15 protein-coding genes and 1 tRNA gene are annotated in these 18,150 nt (G+C 61.1%); 13 read left to right on the plus strand and 3 right to left on the minus strand.

Translation table 11 applies throughout. The annotated features are described in order from the left end of the window. Positions 1 to 2 precede the first annotated feature (2 nt). The 3 genes from dnaG to ACFZAI_RS20260 all read left to right on the plus strand — a co-directional run bounded on the left by dnaG (position 3) and on the right by ACFZAI_RS20260 (position 5,259). A complete protein-coding gene (gene dnaG, locus ACFZAI_RS20250) occupies positions 3 to 2,063 on the plus strand; it encodes a DNA primase (RefSeq protein WP_391568612.1) in 2,061 nt (686 codons plus the stop codon). A gap of 831 nt (positions 2,064 to 2,894) precedes the next feature. After that, positions 2,895 to 5,171 carry an RNA polymerase sigma factor RpoD gene (gene rpoD / locus ACFZAI_RS20255; RefSeq protein WP_391568613.1) on the plus strand — a complete coding sequence of 759 codons (2,277 nt, stop codon included), beginning with the start codon at positions 2,895 to 2,897 and terminating at the stop codon, positions 5,169 to 5,171. Between the two features lie 9 nt (positions 5,172 to 5,180). After that, a tRNA-Ile gene (locus ACFZAI_RS20260) sits at positions 5,181 to 5,259 on the plus strand. 104 nt (positions 5,260 to 5,363) lie between these two features. On the opposite strand, the gene ACFZAI_RS20265 is transcribed toward ACFZAI_RS20260, so the two are convergent. After that, positions 5,364 to 5,861 (minus strand): anti-virulence regulator CigR family protein, encoded by a 498-nt coding sequence (locus ACFZAI_RS20265; protein WP_391568614.1) that lies wholly within the window; start codon positions 5,859 to 5,861, stop codon positions 5,364 to 5,366. Between the two features lie 483 nt (positions 5,862 to 6,344). Here ACFZAI_RS20265 and ACFZAI_RS20270 point away from each other — a divergent pair, with 483 nt between their 5' ends. Next, entirely contained in the window at positions 6,345 to 7,007 is a 663-nt protein-coding gene (locus ACFZAI_RS20270) for a transposase (RefSeq protein WP_391568615.1), read from the plus strand. 312 nt (positions 7,008 to 7,319) lie between these two features. On the opposite strand, the gene ACFZAI_RS20275 is transcribed toward ACFZAI_RS20270, so the two are convergent. Next, positions 7,320 to 7,613, minus strand: a complete 294-nt coding sequence (locus ACFZAI_RS20275) for a hypothetical protein (RefSeq protein WP_054427461.1) — start codon at positions 7,611 to 7,613, stop codon at positions 7,320 to 7,322. A 48-nt stretch (positions 7,614 to 7,661) separates the two neighbouring features. Then, complete coding sequence (locus ACFZAI_RS20280) at positions 7,662 to 8,324, minus strand: SOS response-associated peptidase (RefSeq protein ID WP_391568616.1); 663 nt, start codon at positions 8,322 to 8,324, stop codon at positions 7,662 to 7,664. Between the two features lie 86 nt (positions 8,325 to 8,410). Between ACFZAI_RS20280 and mdtD the strand changes: the two genes are divergently transcribed. The 9 genes from mdtD to ACFZAI_RS20325 all read left to right on the plus strand — a co-directional run bounded on the left by mdtD (position 8,411) and on the right by ACFZAI_RS20325 (position 18,143). Next, positions 8,411 to 9,805 carry a multidrug transporter subunit MdtD gene (mdtD, locus tag ACFZAI_RS20285; RefSeq protein ID WP_391568617.1) on the plus strand — a complete coding sequence of 465 codons (1,395 nt, stop codon included), beginning with the start codon at positions 8,411 to 8,413 and terminating at the stop codon, positions 9,803 to 9,805. A gap of 366 nt (positions 9,806 to 10,171) precedes the next feature. After that, complete coding sequence (locus tag ACFZAI_RS20290) at positions 10,172 to 10,438, plus strand: hypothetical protein (protein ID WP_391568618.1); 267 nt, start codon at positions 10,172 to 10,174, stop codon at positions 10,436 to 10,438. A gap of 14 nt (positions 10,439 to 10,452) precedes the next feature. After that, positions 10,453 to 11,844 carry a hypothetical protein gene (locus tag ACFZAI_RS20295; protein ID WP_391568619.1) on the plus strand — a complete coding sequence of 464 codons (1,392 nt, stop codon included), beginning with the start codon at positions 10,453 to 10,455 and terminating at the stop codon, positions 11,842 to 11,844. Further along, positions 11,841 to 12,548, plus strand: coding sequence for a pilus assembly protein (locus ACFZAI_RS20300; RefSeq protein WP_391568620.1), 708 nt, complete (start codon positions 11,841 to 11,843; stop codon positions 12,546 to 12,548). Before ACFZAI_RS20295 ends, ACFZAI_RS20300 begins: the two co-directional genes overlap by 4 nt. Then, positions 12,545 to 13,294: a hypothetical protein gene (locus ACFZAI_RS20305; protein ID WP_391568621.1), complete on the plus strand. Its 750-nt coding sequence runs from the start codon at positions 12,545 to 12,547 to the stop codon at positions 13,292 to 13,294. The genes ACFZAI_RS20300 and ACFZAI_RS20305 overlap by 4 nt, the downstream gene beginning before the upstream one ends. Continuing rightward, positions 13,291 to 14,148, plus strand: a complete 858-nt coding sequence (gene cpaB / locus ACFZAI_RS20310; RefSeq protein ID WP_391568622.1) for a Flp pilus assembly protein CpaB — start codon at positions 13,291 to 13,293, stop codon at positions 14,146 to 14,148. Before ACFZAI_RS20305 ends, cpaB begins: the two co-directional genes overlap by 4 nt. Next, a complete protein-coding gene (locus ACFZAI_RS20315) occupies positions 14,145 to 15,527 on the plus strand; it encodes a type II and III secretion system protein family protein (RefSeq protein WP_391568623.1) in 1,383 nt (460 codons plus the stop codon). Before cpaB ends, ACFZAI_RS20315 begins: the two co-directional genes overlap by 4 nt. A gap of 1 nt (position 15,528) precedes the next feature. Further along, the gene (locus tag ACFZAI_RS20320) at positions 15,529 to 17,301 is read left to right on the plus strand and encodes an ATPase, T2SS/T4P/T4SS family (RefSeq protein ID WP_391568624.1); all 1,773 of its coding nucleotides are present in this window, start codon (positions 15,529 to 15,531) and stop codon (positions 17,299 to 17,301) included. Next, positions 17,298 to 18,143, plus strand: coding sequence for a type II secretion system F family protein (locus tag ACFZAI_RS20325; RefSeq protein WP_391568625.1), 846 nt, complete (start codon positions 17,298 to 17,300; stop codon positions 18,141 to 18,143). Before ACFZAI_RS20320 ends, ACFZAI_RS20325 begins: the two co-directional genes overlap by 4 nt. The last annotated feature ends 7 nt before the right edge of the window (positions 18,144 to 18,150 follow it).

Consider the following 18,150-nt stretch of genomic DNA (forward strand, 5'->3'; position numbering starts at 1 on the left):
TATTGATTCCAGAATCATTCATCCAGGATCTACTCGCCCGAGTCGACGTCGTCGACGTAGTCGGGCGATATGTGCAGTTGCGAAAGGGTGGGGCCAACTTGCTTGGCCTGTGCCCCTTTCATAACGAAAAAAGTCCGTCATTTACTGTCAGCCCCACCAAGCAGTTCTATCATTGCTTCGGCTGTGGAGCGCACGGCAGTGCCATCACGTTTCTGATGGAACATACGGGCACCAGTTTCCCCGAAGCCGTGCGTACGCTCGCGGCTTCGGCGGGAATGACGGTTCCCGAAGAAAATCGTAGTCCACGCCAGCAACAGGAATCCGCGCGCCGCAAGGCCGAGGAGTCTCGTCATACGCAGGTGCTGGATGCCGCTCAGGCGCATTACCTGAAGCAGTTGCGTGCATCGCCCGCCGCGATCCGCTACCTGAAACAGCGTGGCCTGACAGGCGAAATCGCGGCGCATTTCGGCCTGGGCTGGTCAGGTACAGACCGCCACGGCTTGTCGCACGTTTTTCCGAATTACGAAGACCCCACGCTAGTGGAGTCCGGCCTTGTCATTGAGTCCGAAGACGGGCGTCGTTACGACCGTTTCCGCGAACGCATCATGTTTCCGATCCGCAATGCGCGAGGAAGCTTGATCGGGTTCGGTGGGCGCATCATCGGCAAGGGCGAACCCAAATACCTGAATTCCCCCGAAACCCCCCTGTTTTCCAAGGGCCATGAACTCTATGGTTTGTGGGAGGGGCGCCAGGCCATCCGGCAGGAAGGGCAGGTGATTGTGGTTGAAGGGTATATGGACGTTGTCGGGCTGGCGCAGCAAGGCATTGCCAATGCCGTCGCTACCCTGGGCACCGCCACGACCCCTGACCACGTGAAGAAGCTGCTGCGTACCAGCGACAAGGTGATCTTCAGTTTCGATGGGGACGGAGCCGGTCGGCGAGCGGCTTGGCGCGCCTTGCAGGCTTGCCTGCCGGTGCTGCGCGATGACATCGCAATTCGCTTCCTGTTTTTGCCCTCGGAACATGACCCGGATTCCTATGTTCGCGAGTTGGGCGCCGAAGCGTTCCGGGCTTGCTTGGGCGATGCGGTTGCGCTGTCGCGCTTCTTGCTGGATGAATTGGCGTCGCGGCACAACATGAACGAGGCCGAAGGCCGGGCAAGCTGCCTGCACGAAGCCAAGCCTTTGTTGGCTGCCATTCCCGAGTGCGCATTGCGCGTGCAGATCGAGCGGGAGATGGCCAAGCTGGTCCAGCTGACGCCCGAGGAAATGTCGCAGATCCTGGCGCAGCAACCGGCCAAGCCCTTCGCGCCAGCGGCCAAGCCGGCGGCGGGTGAGGCGGCCCCGGGTCCGGGGCCGGCAGGGCCAGATCATGATGGCGGTCATCCTGACATGGGCTACGACTTTGCGGGCCATGACTTCAGCGACATCCCTGCCGACGAGCCAGACTACGCCGATTATGGCCATTTCCCGTCTCAAGGCGGGGCGTCTGCGGGCGCTGGCGGTGGTCAGCGCGCGGGAGGCAAGCCGGAATGGAAAGGCAAGAGCGACTGGAAGGGCAAGGGTGACTGGAAGGGCGGCAAGGGCAACTGGAAAGGGCGTCGGGATAACGACGTTGGGGGTTTCGAAGGGCGCCGTACGATGCCGTCGCTGGCAAAGCGACTGCTGGGATTGCTGCTGGCGCACCCGGAATTAGTCGATTCCATGGGCGATCAGCAGCTTGAAGTCATCGACCATGGCCCCCATCTAGGGTTAGTAAGGGACTTGATCATGCTGGCGCAGTCCAGCGGTGCGCGCCACGTGGGCGCATTGCTCGAGGCCGCGGAACCGGATTCGGATTTGGCCACGGTTCTCAAGGGCTTGCGGGCGGATGTTTTGTCGCAGGAAGACTTGCCCGACCCCCAGACCGAGTGGGATGACGCTTTGCGGCGGATTGAGTTTGACTCAGCCAAGCTTGAAATGGCGAAGTTGGCGGCAGCGGGGTTGGCCACGGACGAGGCGCGCAAGCGCTACCTGGAGCTGTCCAGCCGATTGGCCGTACTGAAAGGTGCCGGGATTCGTTAAATGCGCTAAAATCAAGGGTTTTCCGCTTGCCGGAAGCTAAGGTTCTTCGCCCCCATTTGATTCATTTTCAGTTGATGTCGGCTTAATTCTTCCTGAATGTGCTGATAGTCCTGGATGATTGGATGGCCGGGCGGGATCTTGCTGGCGGTTCGGTAAAGAGTGTGCAGGAAGCTGGAATCAATTCTGGCCGTTGGAATCTAAGGAAGACGGATTGCAGCTAGCGATTGGAAGGGCGGCGCGGCGGGTGAAGGCAAAGCGTGTGCAGGCAAAGCGTGTGTAGGCCAACCCTCCCCCCATCGGCGCCAGCCTATTGAAGCAAGCCCTTTGTGTACGCCCTTCAAACGATAAGTGAAGACAAAATTTTAGGTTTATGCGTTCGGGTTTAAGTTGAGGTTTAGGTTAAACACCAACGCGTAAACGATACATCGTTAATTATTATGCTGACAGCGTATCGCTGAAGGCTGAGCGGTGAATCAGGCAGTTCAGCGGTGAGCATTTTTGCGTAGCGTTAGTGGTTTGGGTGCTGTGTCTACATAAGCTGCTAGGGGCAACGACCCCCATAAGCAAGCAAAGCCTATTTATAGGCAGACAGCCCCCCCGGCGCCCGGAATCCGCCGCGGAATGAGGTCATGCACGTCAAGCGCCTAACAGGTATTGCACCTGAATGGCTCCTGGCGAGCTCGAAAGAGTTGGCGCTGCGAACAACGCAGCCGCGTGGCCTTAGCCGATTCACCAGTTTTACCCGTATTTGCGCCGCGCTGGGCCACCGTCCAGGGCGGCTTTATGCGGTGCAACATGCCCAAACGGGTTGCGACGACCACGGAAGCGACTATGACCAAATCCACCGGCAAATCCTCCTCTGCAATTGATGCGGCTGAAATCAAGGCCCCTGCGGCCAAGCGCGCCGTAAGCATGGCGGCGGAAAAAGCGCCCGCCAAGACGGCGGTGAAGGTCGCCAAGCCCGCTGCCAAGACGGCTGCCAAGAAGGCAACCAAGACGGCTGCGGCTGATAAGCCCGAAAAAGTGACGAAGGCTCGCGCCAAGAAGGCTGAGGACAAGCTCGCCGACTTGGTGGGTGGCAGCGCACCGCGTTCGGGCCCGGTTCCGAGCGGCCGCCGCCCGGGCCGTCCCGCCAAGAACGCCAATAACGATTCCGACGGTTTCGACGACACGATGGACGGCGAAGGCGAAGTCCTGCCCGATCTGAAGCCGCCCAAGCGCGGTGGCAAGCGCGGCAAGGCTGATCCCAAGGATCTGATCGCCCGCGGCCCCGTGACGCCGGAAGAATACGAAGCTCGCCGCAACCGCCTGAAGCAGCTGATCAAGCTGGGCAAGGACCGCGGCTACCTGACCTACGGCGAAATCAACGACCATCTGCCTGACGATCTGGTCGACGCCGAAGCCATCGACGGCATCATCAGCACGTTCAGCGACATGGGGATCGCGGTCTACGACCAAGCCCCCGACGCCGAAACGCTGCTGATGAGCGAAAACGCCCCGGTTGCGTCCAACGACGACGACGTCGAAGACGAAGCCGAAGCTGCGTTGACCACGGTGGATTCCGACTTCGGCCGCACCACCGACCCCGTGCGTATGTACATGCGCGAAATGGGCTCGGTTGAGCTGCTGACGCGCGAAGGCGAAATCGAAATCGCCAAGCGCATCGAAGACGGCCTGAAGCACATGGTCATGGCCATCTCGGCCTGCCCGACCACGATCAACGAAATCCTGGCCCACATCCTGCGCGTGCGGGAAGGCCAGGCGCAGATCGACGAAGTGGTCGACGGCCTGGTTGATCCGGAAGACGGCGAAGAATATGCCGGCGCCGGTGTCACCGCCGATGAAGACGAAAGCGATGACGGCCCCGCGGGCGGCATGTCCAGCAAGCAGCTGGAAGACCTGCGCGTGAAGGCGCTGGCCAAGTTCGACGAAGTCAACAAGCAGTTCGACAAGATGCGCCTGTCGTACGAGAAGGACGGCTACAAGTCGGACATCTACGTGCGCGCCCAGGAATCCATCCAGAACGAACTCATGGGCATCCGCTTCACGGCCAAGATGGTCGAGAAGCTGGCTGACACGCTGCGCAACCAGGTTGAAGAAGTGCGCCAGCTTGAGCGCGCCGTTCTGCACACGTGTGTGGACCGTGCCGGCATGCCGCGCACGCACTTCATCAAGGTCTTCCCGGGCAACGAAACCAACCTGCAGTGGGTGGTGGACGAAGTCGCGGCCGGTCATCCGTACGCCGAGACGCTCGAGCGCCAGATTCCCGCCGTGCAAGAACTGCAGCAAAAGCTGATCGACCTGCAAACGCGCGTCGTGCTGCCGCTGAAGGACTTGAAGGACGTCAACAAGCGCATGGCCACGGGCGAAGCCAAGGCTCGCAAGGCCAAGCGCGAAATGACGGAGGCCAACCTGCGTCTGGTGATCTCGATTGCCAAGAAGTACACGAACCGTGGCCTGCAGTTCCTGGATCTGATTCAGGAAGGCAACATCGGCTTGATGAAGGCCGTGGACAAGTTCGAATACCGTCGCGGCTATAAGTTCTCGACGTACGCCACGTGGTGGATTCGTCAAGCCATCACGCGTTCGATCGCCGACCAGGCGCGTACCATCCGTATCCCGGTTCACATGATCGAAACGATCAACAAGATGAACCGGATCAGCCGTCAGATTCTGCAGGAAACCGGCGCTGAGCCCGATCCCGCGACCCTGGCGCAGAAGATGGACATGCCCGAGGACAAGATCCGCAAGATCCTGAAGATCGCGAAAGAGCCGATCTCCATGGAAACGCCGATCGGTGACGACGATGATTCGCACTTGGGCGATTTCATCGAAGACACGTCGACCCTGGCGCCTTCGGATGCGGCTTTGCACGGTTCCATGCGTGATGTGGTCAAGGAAGTGCTAGACTCTCTCACCCCGCGTGAAGCCAAGGTTCTGCGTATGCGTTTCGGTATCGAAATGAGCACCGACCAGACCCTGGAAGAAGTGGGCAAGCAATTCGACGTGACTCGCGAGCGCATCCGCCAAATAGAGGCTAAAGCGCTGCGTAAGCTGCGTCACCCCAGCCGGGCCGACAAGCTGAAGAGCTTCCTGGAAGGGCAGTAATTTTTTCCTGGGCCTCTAGCTCATGCCTGGTTAGAGCAGCGGACTCATAATCCGTTGGTGCCGAGTTCGACTCTCGGGGGGCCTACCAAAGAAATCAAGGGGTTACGTCACGTTGACGTAACCCCTTGTTCTTTATGGAATTGACTGTGTCCAGTAGTGTGTACGGTGCCGCTTGTGCAGCGACCCGACGTGTCAGTCAAACACATTCAACAGCACGTCGGCCACCACGGCGGTCGCCACAGCGACAAGAATAAGATCCGTGCCAGCAACCTGCCATTCATAGCCAGGGTAGACCGGTAGCCTCGCCAGCATGGGAGCAGGGACCATCTTCTTGGCAATGCCTGGGGGCAGGGGCTTTCCTCGGGCGAGGTTTTTCCGGATGCCCGGTGGCAGCGAGCTATAGCCAGATAACCCGTACTCCCGCGCATAGCCTTGGGCGGTTGATAGGGTTATGCCGGCGTACCGTAGCGTGACGTTCCCGCCGCCGTCATGACTATCTCCGCCCTTGTCCTTGGACGACTGGCCCTTATCCCCCTTGCCCTTGTTATTGCCATTGCCGTTGTTGCCTTGGCCCTGTCCCGCGTTGTCGGGTTTTCCTTTGCCTTCCGGTGGAGCTGCGGGAGTCGCGCTGGCCCAGGCCACACAGCATGCGGCGGCAATTACAACAAGCTTCAACTTTGCGCGGTACATAGCAAACACTCCTAGGCAACGCAAATGCGCTGAGCTGATTCTAGAACTGCTGATCCAGCGTAGCGGGACAACGTCTGATAAAGATGTAATGGTTAAGCATGTCGGTGACGTGACTCGCCCACCTTCAGCCGTCAGTGCTCGAATTGTTCCGACTTGGAAAACATATTTCGTCACGACGCCGTCGAAGTGCCCAACGACAAGGGCGACGCCCTACGACGCATTGATTGTCAGTTCCTACCAAGAATTCGCGCGGGTTGCGTGGTCTTTCACGCCTCGCGCTTTTCTTTTTGAGGAGTGATTTTTTGTGGTTTAAAAATATCACTATTGTGGTCGACTTCAACACCATCTGGATGGTATGGTGCGGACTCTCATTCACTTTTGAGGCCATTGCGGACACTGGACGCCTGGTGTTGGATTGACGCTGCATGAGTCAGGCAAGTGAGCGCAGTTGGCATACTTTCTTCGCATGGGGAGGTATGAACGATGTCTTATCTGGGTATCGACGTGTCCGAACTCAAACTGCGCTGCACCCTGCTGCTCGGACCGAAGAACGACAAATGCAAACGCAAGGTGGTGGCCAATAATCGGCAAGGCGTGTACGAGCTGATTCGATGGTGCGCCAAACACGGGGTGTCGTCGGATCAGGTGCATGGCGTAATGGATGGCACGGGGCTTCATCACGAGCAATCGGCCACGACGCTGCACGACACGGGCGCGACGGTTTCGCTCGTCAACCCGGAAGATGTTCATGACTTTGGCCAAACGCGGGATATGCCATCTCGGACCGATGGGCTCGATAGCCTGACGCTGGCTCGTTACGGTGTCGCGGCGCAACCGCCGACCTGGCAGCCGTCTCCCGCTCACGTCCGTGCACTTCGGGACTTGGTGGCGCAATGGGAGGCGTTGTCGGAAGACCGGACGCGATCGCTGAACCGGTTAAAAAAAGCTGACGCGAGCGCTGCGCTGGCGCTGGTGGAAAGCTCGATCAGCAATTCGCTGTGTTTCTATGATGGCGAAATGGCGCGATTGGAAAGGGCGATTGACGATCACATCGACCACCATTCTGATCTGCAAGAAGACGCTGCCTTACTTGCGATGATTCCCGGGACCTGTCTGAACCGTTCCCCCTCTCGTGAGAATTGTTGAACATCATCTCCGGTTTCATTTTGTAGTATCTCCACTGAAAGCAATTGGAAAGGTGGAGAAATGCCGGCTTGTAATGATTGCGAGGGCATTGTTCAGAATAAACGTGGCGCGCCCGGTCACGATCAGTTGATATGCCTGGAAGTCGTCAGAAGTTTGGCGTCGGTCACGCGCGGCGCCAGGCACGAAGCATTCATTTGCTCGGTCTGCAATACCGAGTGGGATCACCTGTACGACAAGAAAGACGAGAACGCGGGGTGGAGCCGGTGTTAGGCCGCCAGCGCCAGCGTGCGGTTGACGCTAGTGCCGCTGTTGTCACCGCGGCGCCATTCCCTTGCGTAGCCGGTTAGGCGCTTCCATCAGCGACGTCGTCATGTCGTCGCGTTCTTGCACACAGGGTTCGTCGCGCAAGGCTTTCATGAAGTCGTCGTAGAGCTCGCCCGTCAAACCGGCGGGCCGCTTGAAGTCGCCCGACAACTGATAGGCGCGCAGCAAGACGGACCTAAGCCGTTTGACCTCCCAGAGCAGAGAGATCACGTCGGGGTTCCAGGGCTGACGCTCGCGGATGGTGCGCAAGTCGGCGTGGGTGAGCGGGGATTTGAACGGCATAGTGGACAATACTGTTTATATATCCAGTATAGTCCGCCATAAACGGGGTCATTTCATCGGCGTGGCAATCAATTTTTCGGCGGGGTAGGGAACGAGGAAGTCACGGGTCCGTTCGCTGGGCGACGTCAGCCAGTCGCCGTAGGCGCCTTCGGGCAGGATGACGACCATGCGCTTTTCCTCGCCGGGCCGGTGGTAAAGCTGGAACAGCGGGTCGTGGTCGGCGTTGATGGTCAACATGGTGAAGCTTTCGTTGAGCTGGCCGCTGGCATCGCGCCATCGGTCCCATAGGCCGGCGATCCCTAGCGGAGCCCCATCGGCTCGCGCAAAGCGCGTCGAGATGGTCGAACCCGACCGCCAATCCGGCTCGAATATCGCGTCCGCGGGAATGATGCAACGTTGCGCCCGGCGCCAAGCATTGCTGAACGTGAACGACTTGGCGGCGGTCTCGCTGCGTGCATTGAACGTAGAGAGTTTGCCCGCCTTGTCTTGCCCGTCGGCGCGAGTTAACGCAGAGATCAACCCCCAGCGGCCGGTCACGGCTTCGCGCTCGGGGACGGCGTCGTCGCCGGCGTCGTGTTCCACCGGCCTGCGCACGAATACTCCCTGATATCGAGGCCACATGTCATAGGGGCCGGCAGCGGGTTTCGTGCGCACGCCGAACTTCTGTAGCAGCAGTTCGGCATCCTTCAGCGTCTGATAGTGCGAACACATGCATGCCTCGTCAGGGGGAAGCGGCGAAATCAGTATACGGGTGTCTGTCAGCCTTCCGTTGGCATCCTGAGAGTACGATTTATTCCATGGAAAAACCTTCATCACAGCAGGCCCTGCTCTGGGTAGTCGCGGCCTGCTTTTTCATGCAGACGCTGGACACCACGATCGTCAACACCGCCTTGCCCTCGATTGCACGCAGCTTGGGCGAGGACGTACTGGCGTTGAAGCCTGTGGTGGTCGCGTACACGCTGACCATGGCAATGTTCACGCCCGCGTCGGGCTGGCTGGCGGATCGCTATGGCACGCGTCGCGTGTACTTGGCGGCCATTTTGATATTTGCCGTGGGCTCGGTGTTTTGCGCCGTGGCTCAGACGCTGACGCAGTTGACAATTGCGCGGGTGGTGCAGGGCGTGGGCGGCTCCATGCTGTTGCCGATCGGGCGCCTGGCGGTCCTGCGCACGGTGCCGGGTGACCAATACATATCGGCGTTGGCCTTCGTGTCGATCGCGGGTCAGATCGGTCCTATTTTTGGTCCGACCCTGGGCGGGTTGCTGGTGCAGGTGGCAAGCTGGCACTGGATTTTCATGATCAATGTCCCGATCGGCATCGCAGGCCTGTTTGCCGTGCGCCGCTACTTGCCTGAAGATGCATTGACGGATGTGGCGCCGTTCGATGTGCTGGGTTGCGCCTTGTTGTCGTTGTGCATGGTGTCGTTTTCGCTTGGCCTGGACTTGCCGGCGGGTGCCGGCCGCATGGCGTGGTCGGCAGGCTTGTTCGCGCTTAGCGCCCTGACGGTGTTGCTATATGTGGTGCATGCGCGCCGGCGTCAGAATCCGCTTTTCCAGTTGCGGTTATTTAACGAGCCTAATTTCAGCGTCGGCTTGGTGGGCAATCTGGTTTGCCGGATCGGCAGCAGTGCGGTGCCGTTCCTGTTGCCGCTGTTGCTGCAATTGCAGTTGGGCTATAGCCCGCTGCAATCGGGGCTAATGATGCTGCCCGCTGCCATCGCGGGGACGATATCCAAACCGTGGATCGCCCCGCTTGTGCGGCGTTTCGGCTACGACACGTTCCTGTTGGTCAATACGCTGTTGGTCGGCGCGTCGATCGTGTCGTTCGCCGCGATTTCCCCTGGGTGGCCACTCGCGTTGCAGGTGCTTCAGCTTGCCCTGTTCGGAGCGACCAACTCCATGCAATTTGCGGCGATGAACAGTGTGACGTTGAAAGGACTGAGCAAGCGGGACGCCGCTAGCGGGAACAGTCTTTTTTCAATGATCCAGATGCTCGCCATCGGCTTGGGCGTCACCATCGGTGGCGGGTTGGTCGGCATGTTCTCGGGCGAGGCGAATGCCGCATTGGGCCGCGCATTCACGTTGAGCTTCGTCTGCGTGGGCGTCATCACCTTGTTATCGGCCTGGGTGTTCCGGCGGCTGGATATGACGCAATTGGGCCGTCCGGCGGGCAACCGGCCCGCCGCTGGCTAACGAATTCTTAGCGCCCGAAATGGAAGAGCGCCCCAGCTCTAGATGAGTCTGAGGCGCTCCTGCCCGGCTTCGCACGCGATGGGTGTCAGACAGCCCGGCAACTCAAATCTACTGCTCGGCAATCACGTCGACAATAGGGAAAACCCTGGAAAATTAGTGGCTTACATGATTTCCTAGCGATAGGAATATCACGCCTGAATCACCCCTCGCCGCCGTCGGCGCGAGGGGTTTTTCTTTGTGCATCGCAATGGATTTTGCGTTGAAAAAAGGGGCGTGACCAATTTGCCCACCTCGGTATCTGCGAATTGTGGCTCCCGCGTGGCAAGCCGACACTGCAGCCTACTTTCAAGGAACCGGAGAGCAGAGATGCGGGCAATACGTTTACGTCAGTTGGGCCAAGGCATGACCGAGTACATCGTGGTCGTGGCCTTGGTGGCCGTTGCGGCGATCGCCGTCTATCAGTACTTCGGGCAAGTGGTGCGCTCGCAGACGGCGGCCATGGCGCGCGAACTTGCAGGGGAAGACGGCGGCACGCAAACGCGCGCCGCGCAGCAAGCGGCGCAGAAGGCGGCGGCGCAAACCAAGGCGCGTTCGCTCAAGTCCTTTACCGGCAACGCCACGGATGCGAAGTGATCATCCATCGTCACATGCCACCGTATCGACAGCACGGCCAAGCCTTGGTGCTGGGCATGTTGATTGTGTCCGTGGCTGCGGCTTCTCTGGTCATGCTCTACAACCTGGGCCAGACGGTATCAGGCCGAATTCGCCTGACGCACGCGGCGGATGCGGCCGCTTACAGCGGCGCGCTTGAGCAGGCTCGCGTGCTTAACGCCATCGCGTATGTCAATCGAACACAGATTGCGCATCAGGTCGCGATGGCGCATCTGGTCACGCTTGCCGCGTCGGCGCAGTATGGCCGTGCATTGCACGCGCAGCGCACGCGGGGGAATCCGCCGGCCAGTCTGATTGCGATGTTGTTCGGGCCAGAGATGGGGCTGGCGTACCGCGCCGGACAAGCGTCACCTATTGTTGACGCGCAGTTGGCAAGCGCATTCGCGCAGCACGACCGCGTCGTGCATCAAGTGTTGGAAACTGCCGCCAATTCGGCAATGACGGCGTTGACCAAAACGCGTGATCGCATCATGCAAAAGGTGCTTGCCGCCAATCTGGACGATGTGGCTTCAGCAGGGGATCAGCGTGCAGGCAATATCGCCTTGCGTCTGTTGTCGGACGCATGGCCTGGCTTTGTTGAACGCCATCACGCCAACCGAAAAACGGGCTTGTGGCCGGCAGTAGATCTAGCGGCAAGCCGCTACGGTTTTCTGAAACCGCGCAACGCCACGCGGCGCAATCCTTGGCCTGTCAGCCATCGCTGCCCGTTGAAGCGTCATGAGCTGCGCCGCCGGGGTTCGACATGGCTTGGGCCGGACGGACGGTGGGGCGCATTGGATACGCAGTCGTTCCATGCCCTGCGATCAAACCGCTGGGTCGGCTGCTACTTCCGTGAATACGCAATGGGTTGGGGGACCACGCAAGGTCAGAAAAGCAAAGGACCCGACGGCCTTGATTATGTGGATGAACCGCCTGCTGATTTTTCTCAAGAGGATTTTTGGCGCTGGGTAGAGCAATCGACATCGTGGGACATCTTCAACGGCGTGACGAATCCCATGGCCAATTCCTACGCGATGGCGTCCGCGCAACGGTGGCCCGGCCAAGGCCTGCCGGCCTACCGGGAAGTCGCGCCGTCGCGTATGCACTTGCCCTTGCGCTTCGCAGTTAGCGTGCGCATGGCAGGCGCCTTGTTGAAGACGACGGATGCCGCCAGCGCAGTGGCCACACCCATCGGTATTTTCCGCTATGCCGCGTTGGGGCAGTCAGGGGGAATAAGCGTCACCAGCGCCGCAGAAACGTACTTCTTGCGCCCGGATTCGCGTGCCGATGGCCATGGCGAACTGGCCACGCTGTTTCGTCCGTACTGGCAGGCCCGTCTGTCTGCTGTGTCTTCTCAAGAACGGCTCTTGGCCAAGGGAACGCCATGATGCAGATCTCGAAAAAGCCCGAGCTGCTCAGCCGACAACGCGGGCAGGCCATTGTCGAGGCATTGCTGATGATGCCTTTGATGGGCGTATTGATCTGGGCGGTGTCCTGGGTGGGCAGCCTGCAACTTTCCGCGCAGCAGATGTCGCAGGCCAGCCGCAAGGCAGCCATGGCAGCGGCAATGGGGCAACCGGCCATCACGCGTGATGCGATGACCCCTATTGGCCTGAGTCGTGAAGTCGAACCCTTGACCGGTGTGGCTGAGCAGCACGTGGCGCGCTTGCAGGACGAATGGTTTGGCGTGGGGCTGCAGCTGCTGTCTGTGCATGCAAAGGCACAGGCACACGCGAAGTCGCATGCAAAGGCACACGCAATGGCGCATGCGAAGCCACATGCAATTCCACATCCAGGCGCGAACCCTCTTGTATCTGCGATGACCGCGCCGATCAATCGCTACACCCGTGTCGCGGTGGGGGCGGGGTATGCGCACGGAGATAAGGACGCCACACATCGCATTGCCCACGCGCCAACTGCATGGCGAAAGGCGGAACGCGTTTCGGTGGCGCAGGCGCGAAGGGCGGAATCGTTGGTATCGCGCGTAGATGGCCCGTGGGATAGGCCGACGTTTCAGACGGATTGGCTTTCCGCATGGGCGGATGTGGTGCCGACAGATCGGCTGAAACAACAAAGAGGGCAGGCCAAATGAGCAGATATTCGCAGGCTAAGTCTCGACGAGAGCGACGAGCCATCGTTCGCCATGTCTGTTTGCCGATGCTGATGAGCGGGTTGGCTGGAATCGCCATGCCCACTTTCGCGGGGCCCGCCGATCTTGCTGCACAGGCGTTGACGGCGGACACGGAAAAAGCGAGGTTGAGCCGACTGCGTTTTCCTCCCGGCTCCAGCCACGTTCTGCTGGCTGATCAGCTCTGGCTCTACGGCTATCCCGCGCAGGTGTTGGTGTTTGATACGCCAGCCACGGCCCCGAATTTGATCCGCATGCTCTCTGCGCAACAGCCCGCGCTGGTTGATTTGAATGTGCTGCCTGGCCAGTTGATCTTGTCGGGGCGTTTCGGTGACGAACAGTGGGTAGCGCAGATGCAGAGCACGCGCGACGGGCGCACGGTTGGCAGCGTTTCAACGATGCGTCTGGTGCCTGCGTCCAATCCTATGTCTTTGCCCACGCCTGCCTGGCTGCCAGAGGGCGCTCGGCTGCACCTGGATTTCGCGGTGATGGAAGCAGGCGTCAGGGTGTCTGAACGTATTTGGCGGCATGCGCTGCCGCCTGCGCGATTGACGCCGCTTGTCCAGGCGGGTTTGCGGCGCGAGGGGTGGCGCCAACTATCTGAAGACGGCCCCGATCAATCGTGGACGCGGCGAAACGATCGTATGCAGATATCGGTCACGCCGCTTGAGACTGGCAGCGGCCTTCGCGTTACGGGATGGGCGTCATGAAAAAACTGCTTATTCAAAGTGCCAAGCGCTTGCGTCGAGTCAGCATATACGGATTGGCCTTGCTTGCCGGCTTGGTATCGGCGTGGGCGGTGCGCGAACACGTGCAGAAGCGGGTCGAAGCGCTAGAGGCCGAGGCGCGCACTCCCGTGGTCGAGCGTTTGGTCGCAGCGTATCCCCTAGCCGCCGGGACGCTGCTGGAAGACGTTCATCTGGCTGTGCGCGAAATTCCGGCGCGATGGGCGCCTAGCGCCAGTGTGGACCCGTTAGGGTTGAGCAGCTTGCTAGGGGGCATTCTGGTGGCTGACGTGGGCGCCGGAGAACCTTTACTGAAAACGCAATTGCGCTTCAATGCACCCAAGCCCGCACTGGCATCGCGGTTGCAGACGGGGCAGCGGGCGTTGACGGTGTCGGCCGCAGACCTGGGCGGCCTGGCCAGCCAGTTACGGGCGGGCGATTTGATCGACATCTACGTCACATTCCCTCATCGGCAGCGAGAGCTCACCGTGCCGTTATTGCAGAGCATGCGGGTATTGACCGTCGACGATGAGGCCGATGGCGACAAAGGGGGGATGGGCGCCGGAACCATCACCCTGGCCGCCGACCCGGCCCAAGCCATGAAATTCGTTGCAGCCAGACAGGCCGGCACGTTGACGGCGATGGTGCGGCATCGCGACGACGTGGCGGCGGTGGCGGCGTCCAAGCAAACGGATCTGGCCTCGCTGATCGGGCTGGACCCCGACCCCTTGCCCGCCCCGGGTGTGGCCATTCTGTACGGCGACCGCGTGGACGCGCACGCTGCCGTGCTGTCCTCGGACGCGGCCGCACGGCCTCGCCTGGAATCGGAGCGGCCATGAGACGACTGGCATGCGTTATTGGCGTCATCGTCTTGAGTCTGCCTTCGCTGGCCGCTCGTTCTGCTTCAGTCGAGCTCGAGTTGCAAGTGGGCGAGACGCGTGTCCTGCCGCACCCCGGAGTGAAAAGAGTGGCGATCGGCAATGGACAGGTGCTTAGCGCCGTTACCGCCGAGGGGCGCGATGTCGTGGTCTTCGCACGCGCCGAAGGCGTGTCTTCGGTGCATGTCTGGACGGCGGCGGGGCGCAGTCATGCGTATGAGTTTCGGGTGGTGCCTGCCGGCGCGCCTCGGTTGCGGGCCGAGGTTGAAGCGCTGCTAGCCCGCATCCCCGGCGCACGCAGCGCAAACGTGGGCGGACGCATCCTGATTGAGGGCGACGATTTGTCAGATGACGATCGCGCGCGTATCGCCGCCTTGGCTGAGCGCTATCCCGCCATTCTGGATTTCACGGGGCAGGTCGGCTGGGACCGCATGGTCTTGCTGGATGTACAGGTGGTTGAGATCCCGACATCCCGATTGCGTGAGTTCGGCGTGCGTTGGGACGGCATGACACAAGGCGGGATGAATGCCGGTTTGGCGTGGGATGCCGGATCGCGGGGGCGCATGACCCGGCCTGGGGAATCGGTGATTGAAACGGCGGGGCCGGGTTCTGCTGCAGCGGGCTACTTCGGCATCAATGCGTTGTTGTCCTCGCGGATCGCTGCCCTGGCGCAAAGCGGCGAAGCGGTGATGCTGGCTCAGCCGCAATTGCTGGCGCGTAGCGGGTCAAGCGCGACGTTCCTGGCGGGCGGGGAAGTGCCCTATGCGTCGACAGATTCGCGCGGCAATCCCACCACCTTGTTCAAGCCCTATGGCGTGTCGCTGAACATCACGCCACGCATTGACCGCAATGGGGTCATCCGCTCTTTGATTGAGGTCGAGGCCAGCTCTGTCGATACGTCGCTCAGCGTGGCGGGCGGGCCGGCCTTGCGCACTCGGCGGGCGTCAACCGAATTCAACGTGCGTTCGGGCAACACGCTGGTCATCGGCGGTTTTCTGTCGCGGGAGCAGGGGCAAGAGGTCAACGGTCTGCCATGGTTGCAGAACATCCCCATTTTGGGTGCGCTATTTTCGTCGCGCCGATATCAGCAGCGGGAAACGGAGTTGGCGATTTTCGTCACGCCAAAGATCGTGTCGCAAAGCGAGCCGGCCATGTTGGATCGGGTGCGGCGCGGACGTGACGCGCTGGAGGCCTCGTTTCCCGAGCCGCCTCGGCTAGGCACGACGACGCCCGCCGTCACCGAAGGATGGAATCCCTATTCGGGTGAGGGTTCCCAATGGATAGGGCAAGACAGCACTGCGCAAGAGAGCGCAGCGCAAGAGCTGGGACGGGGGAATTGACATGCTTGATATCGAGATGACGTATGAAGACTCGGGCGTTCGCCGCCAGACTGCCTTCCTGCCGGTGCTGATCGGCAGGGGCGGGCATTGCGGCTTGCGCATCGTGAACTGGCGGGTGGGGCGTCAGCACGCCAGGTTGACTCGCGAAGACACTCACATCGTGTTGGAGGATCTGGGTACGCTGGGCGGCACCCTGGTGAACGGTGTCAGGGTGGCGCGGCATGCGCCGGTGCTGCCCGACGATGACATTCTGATCGGCCCTTGCCGTTTAAGAGTGAAGTGGGCCGGGAGCGGCACGCCCGTCCACGCGGACGCGCCAATGCATGGGCCTTCCGATTCCGCCGAAGCCATGCCAGATGCCGCCCTGCCAGCGTCCACGGTTGCTGCGGTCATGCCGGTGACGTCCCATCGGTTGCAAGAACGACAGCAAGTACGGGCGCAAGAACGGGTGCAAGAACGGCAACACGCACGGCAACACGAACGCCAACATGAACGCCAACACGAACGGCGGCGTTTGCATGCGGCGTTGCTGGAGGCGCTGGATTTGCGCAGGCGTGATGTGGCGGGCATGAGCGATGACACATTACGCGCTGAAGCCGAGCGCCTGCTCACGCATATTGTCGCGACCGATACCGACGTGCCGGCCGAAGCGGACCGGGCGGCGTTGTGCCAAGAGGTGCTGGACGAGGCCGTCGGCTTGGGGCCTCTCGAACCCTTGCTGGCCGCGCCGGACATTACTGAAATCATGGTCAACCGCTATGACGAGATCTATGTCGAGCGCGGCGGACGGCTGTGGCGGCATCCGGCGGCATTCACCAGCGAACAATCGGTGCGCTGGGTGATCGAACGCATTGTCACGCCGTTGGGCCGCCGCATCGACGAAAGCTCACCAATGGTGGATGCGCGGCTGCCAGATGGGTCGCGGGTGCACGCCATCATTCCGCCCGTGGCGATGAAGGGCGCCAGCCTGACGATACGGAAGTTTCCGCAGCGGCGTCCCAAAATGCCCGATCTGATTGCGGCGGCATCCTTGAGCAACGCCATGGCGCAGTTTCTTTCGCTGTGCGTGAAGATGCGCAAAAACCTCGTCGTGTCGGGCGGGACCGGCTCGGGCAAGACGACCTTGCTGAACATCCTGTCCAACGAGATTCCAGATGGCGAGCGCATTGTCACCATCGAAGATGCCGCCGAGTTGCGGTTGAATCACGATCATCTGGTGGCGCTGGAGGCGCGGCCGGCTAACCAAGAGGGCCGGGGGCATATCGATATCCGCGAACTGGTGCGCAACGCCTTGCGCATGCGGCCGGACCGGATTGTCGTCGGCGAATGCCGCGGAGCGGAAGCGTTCGATATGTTGACGGCCATGAACACCGGCCACGAAGGGTCATTGACGACCTTGCATGCGAATTCGCCGCGTGACGCGCTCGGCCGCCTGGAGTCGATGATCCTGATGGCGGGCCTGGACTTGCCCCTGGACGCCGTGCGTGAACACATTGCCGCTAGCGTGGATCTTGTCGTGCAGCAGGCTCGGCTGGCGGACGGGCGGCGCGTTGTGACGTCTATTGCGGAAGTGGCTGGCATGGAAAGCGGCCGCATTCAATTGCAGGATCTGTTTCGGTTTGACCGCCAGTCTGGCTTTGTGGGTTGTGGCGCGCTGCCGGGCTTTGCGCAGGGGTGGGCGGATGAGGGGGCCACGCTAGACCCCGGCTGGTTTACGGAAGCAGGTGGTCCGGTCAGCCCGATTGCCGCCACCTTTTCACAAGGCTCGCCATGATCTGGCTGGCGGCCTCGGCCGCGATGTGCTGTGTCGCGCTATTGGCTTGGCATGCCCAGTTGTGGTTCGCGCCTGCGCTGCGCAAGTATCGCGAGCTCTACACGCAAGATGCAGGCGTGCGCTTGAGTGAAGTGTTTCTCTTCATTGACCCTGCCCAACTATGGGTGGCGGCCGTTGCTTGCGCGGGCGTAACGGCCGCGCTGGTGTTCTCCGTGACGGCAAGCGCAGTGGCGGCGGCGCTGTCGGCCGGGGTCGCATCCAGGGCGCCACGCATGATGGTCGATGTGCTGCGCCGCAGGCGGGCGTGCCGTTTCGAGCAGCAGTTGCCAATGGCGTTGCTGATGTTGGCGTCGGCATTGCGGGCGGGCGTTGCGTTGCCTACGGGTTTGCGTCATGTCGTGGAACAGAGCGGCGCGCCGCTGGCGCAGGAGTTCGGGCTGATGCTGCGCGAGCAACGGCTGGGTGTGACTTGGGATGCCGCGCTGGAAAATTTGCAGCAGCGCATGCCGGCCGATTCCACCGCCTTGGTGGTTGCCGCCATGCGTATCGCCGCGCAGACGGGCGGCAATCTTGCCGAGGCGCTGGAGAGCATCGCGCAGACCTTGCGCGCCCGGTTGCAGTTGCAGGCGAAATTGCAGGCGCTGACGTCTCAAGGCCGACTACAGGCCTGGATCGTGGGGGCGTTGCCTTTGGTGTTGTTGGCGGTGCTGGATCAACTTGAACCCGACGTCATGGGTTTGTTGTGGCACACCCCGATGGGGTGGGGCGTGCTGGCGATTATCGGGGTGCTTGAAACCGCTGGCGTACTGCTGATCCGGCGAATCATCCGAATTGATATCTGACGGGGGC

The organism is Achromobacter sp. NPDC008082 (assembly GCF_042957345.1).
In the GTDB taxonomy this organism is placed as follows: domain Bacteria; phylum Pseudomonadota; class Gammaproteobacteria; order Burkholderiales; family Burkholderiaceae_B; genus Achromobacter; species Achromobacter kerstersii_A.

Coding starts and splice junctions, on each gene's coding strand:
- ACFZAI_RS20300 (WP_391568620.1), top strand. CDS start 11,841: ATGATGCAGATCTCGAAAAAGCCCGAGCTGCTCAGCCGACAACGCGGG.
- rpoD (WP_391568613.1), top strand. CDS start 2,895: ATGACCAAATCCACCGGCAAATCCTCCTCTGCAATTGATGCGGCTGAA.
- ACFZAI_RS20315 (WP_391568623.1), top strand. CDS start 14,145: ATGAGACGACTGGCATGCGTTATTGGCGTCATCGTCTTGAGTCTGCCT.
- cpaB (WP_391568622.1), top strand. CDS start 13,291: ATGAAAAAACTGCTTATTCAAAGTGCCAAGCGCTTGCGTCGAGTCAGC.
- ACFZAI_RS20305 (WP_391568621.1), top strand. CDS start 12,545: ATGAGCAGATATTCGCAGGCTAAGTCTCGACGAGAGCGACGAGCCATC.
- ACFZAI_RS20320 (WP_391568624.1), top strand. CDS start 15,529: ATGCTTGATATCGAGATGACGTATGAAGACTCGGGCGTTCGCCGCCAG.
- mdtD (WP_391568617.1), top strand. CDS start 8,411: ATGGAAAAACCTTCATCACAGCAGGCCCTGCTCTGGGTAGTCGCGGCC.
- ACFZAI_RS20295 (WP_391568619.1), top strand. CDS start 10,453: ATGCCACCGTATCGACAGCACGGCCAAGCCTTGGTGCTGGGCATGTTG.
- ACFZAI_RS20265 (WP_391568614.1), bottom strand. CDS start 5,861: ATGTACCGCGCAAAGTTGAAGCTTGTTGTAATTGCCGCCGCATGCTGT.
- ACFZAI_RS20270 (WP_391568615.1), top strand. CDS start 6,345: ATGTCTTATCTGGGTATCGACGTGTCCGAACTCAAACTGCGCTGCACC.
- ACFZAI_RS20290 (WP_391568618.1), top strand. CDS start 10,172: ATGCGGGCAATACGTTTACGTCAGTTGGGCCAAGGCATGACCGAGTAC.
- ACFZAI_RS20280 (WP_391568616.1), bottom strand. CDS start 8,324: ATGTGTTCGCACTATCAGACGCTGAAGGATGCCGAACTGCTGCTACAG.
- ACFZAI_RS20325 (WP_391568625.1), top strand. CDS start 17,298: ATGATCTGGCTGGCGGCCTCGGCCGCGATGTGCTGTGTCGCGCTATTG.
- ACFZAI_RS20275 (WP_054427461.1), bottom strand. CDS start 7,613: ATGCCGTTCAAATCCCCGCTCACCCACGCCGACTTGCGCACCATCCGC.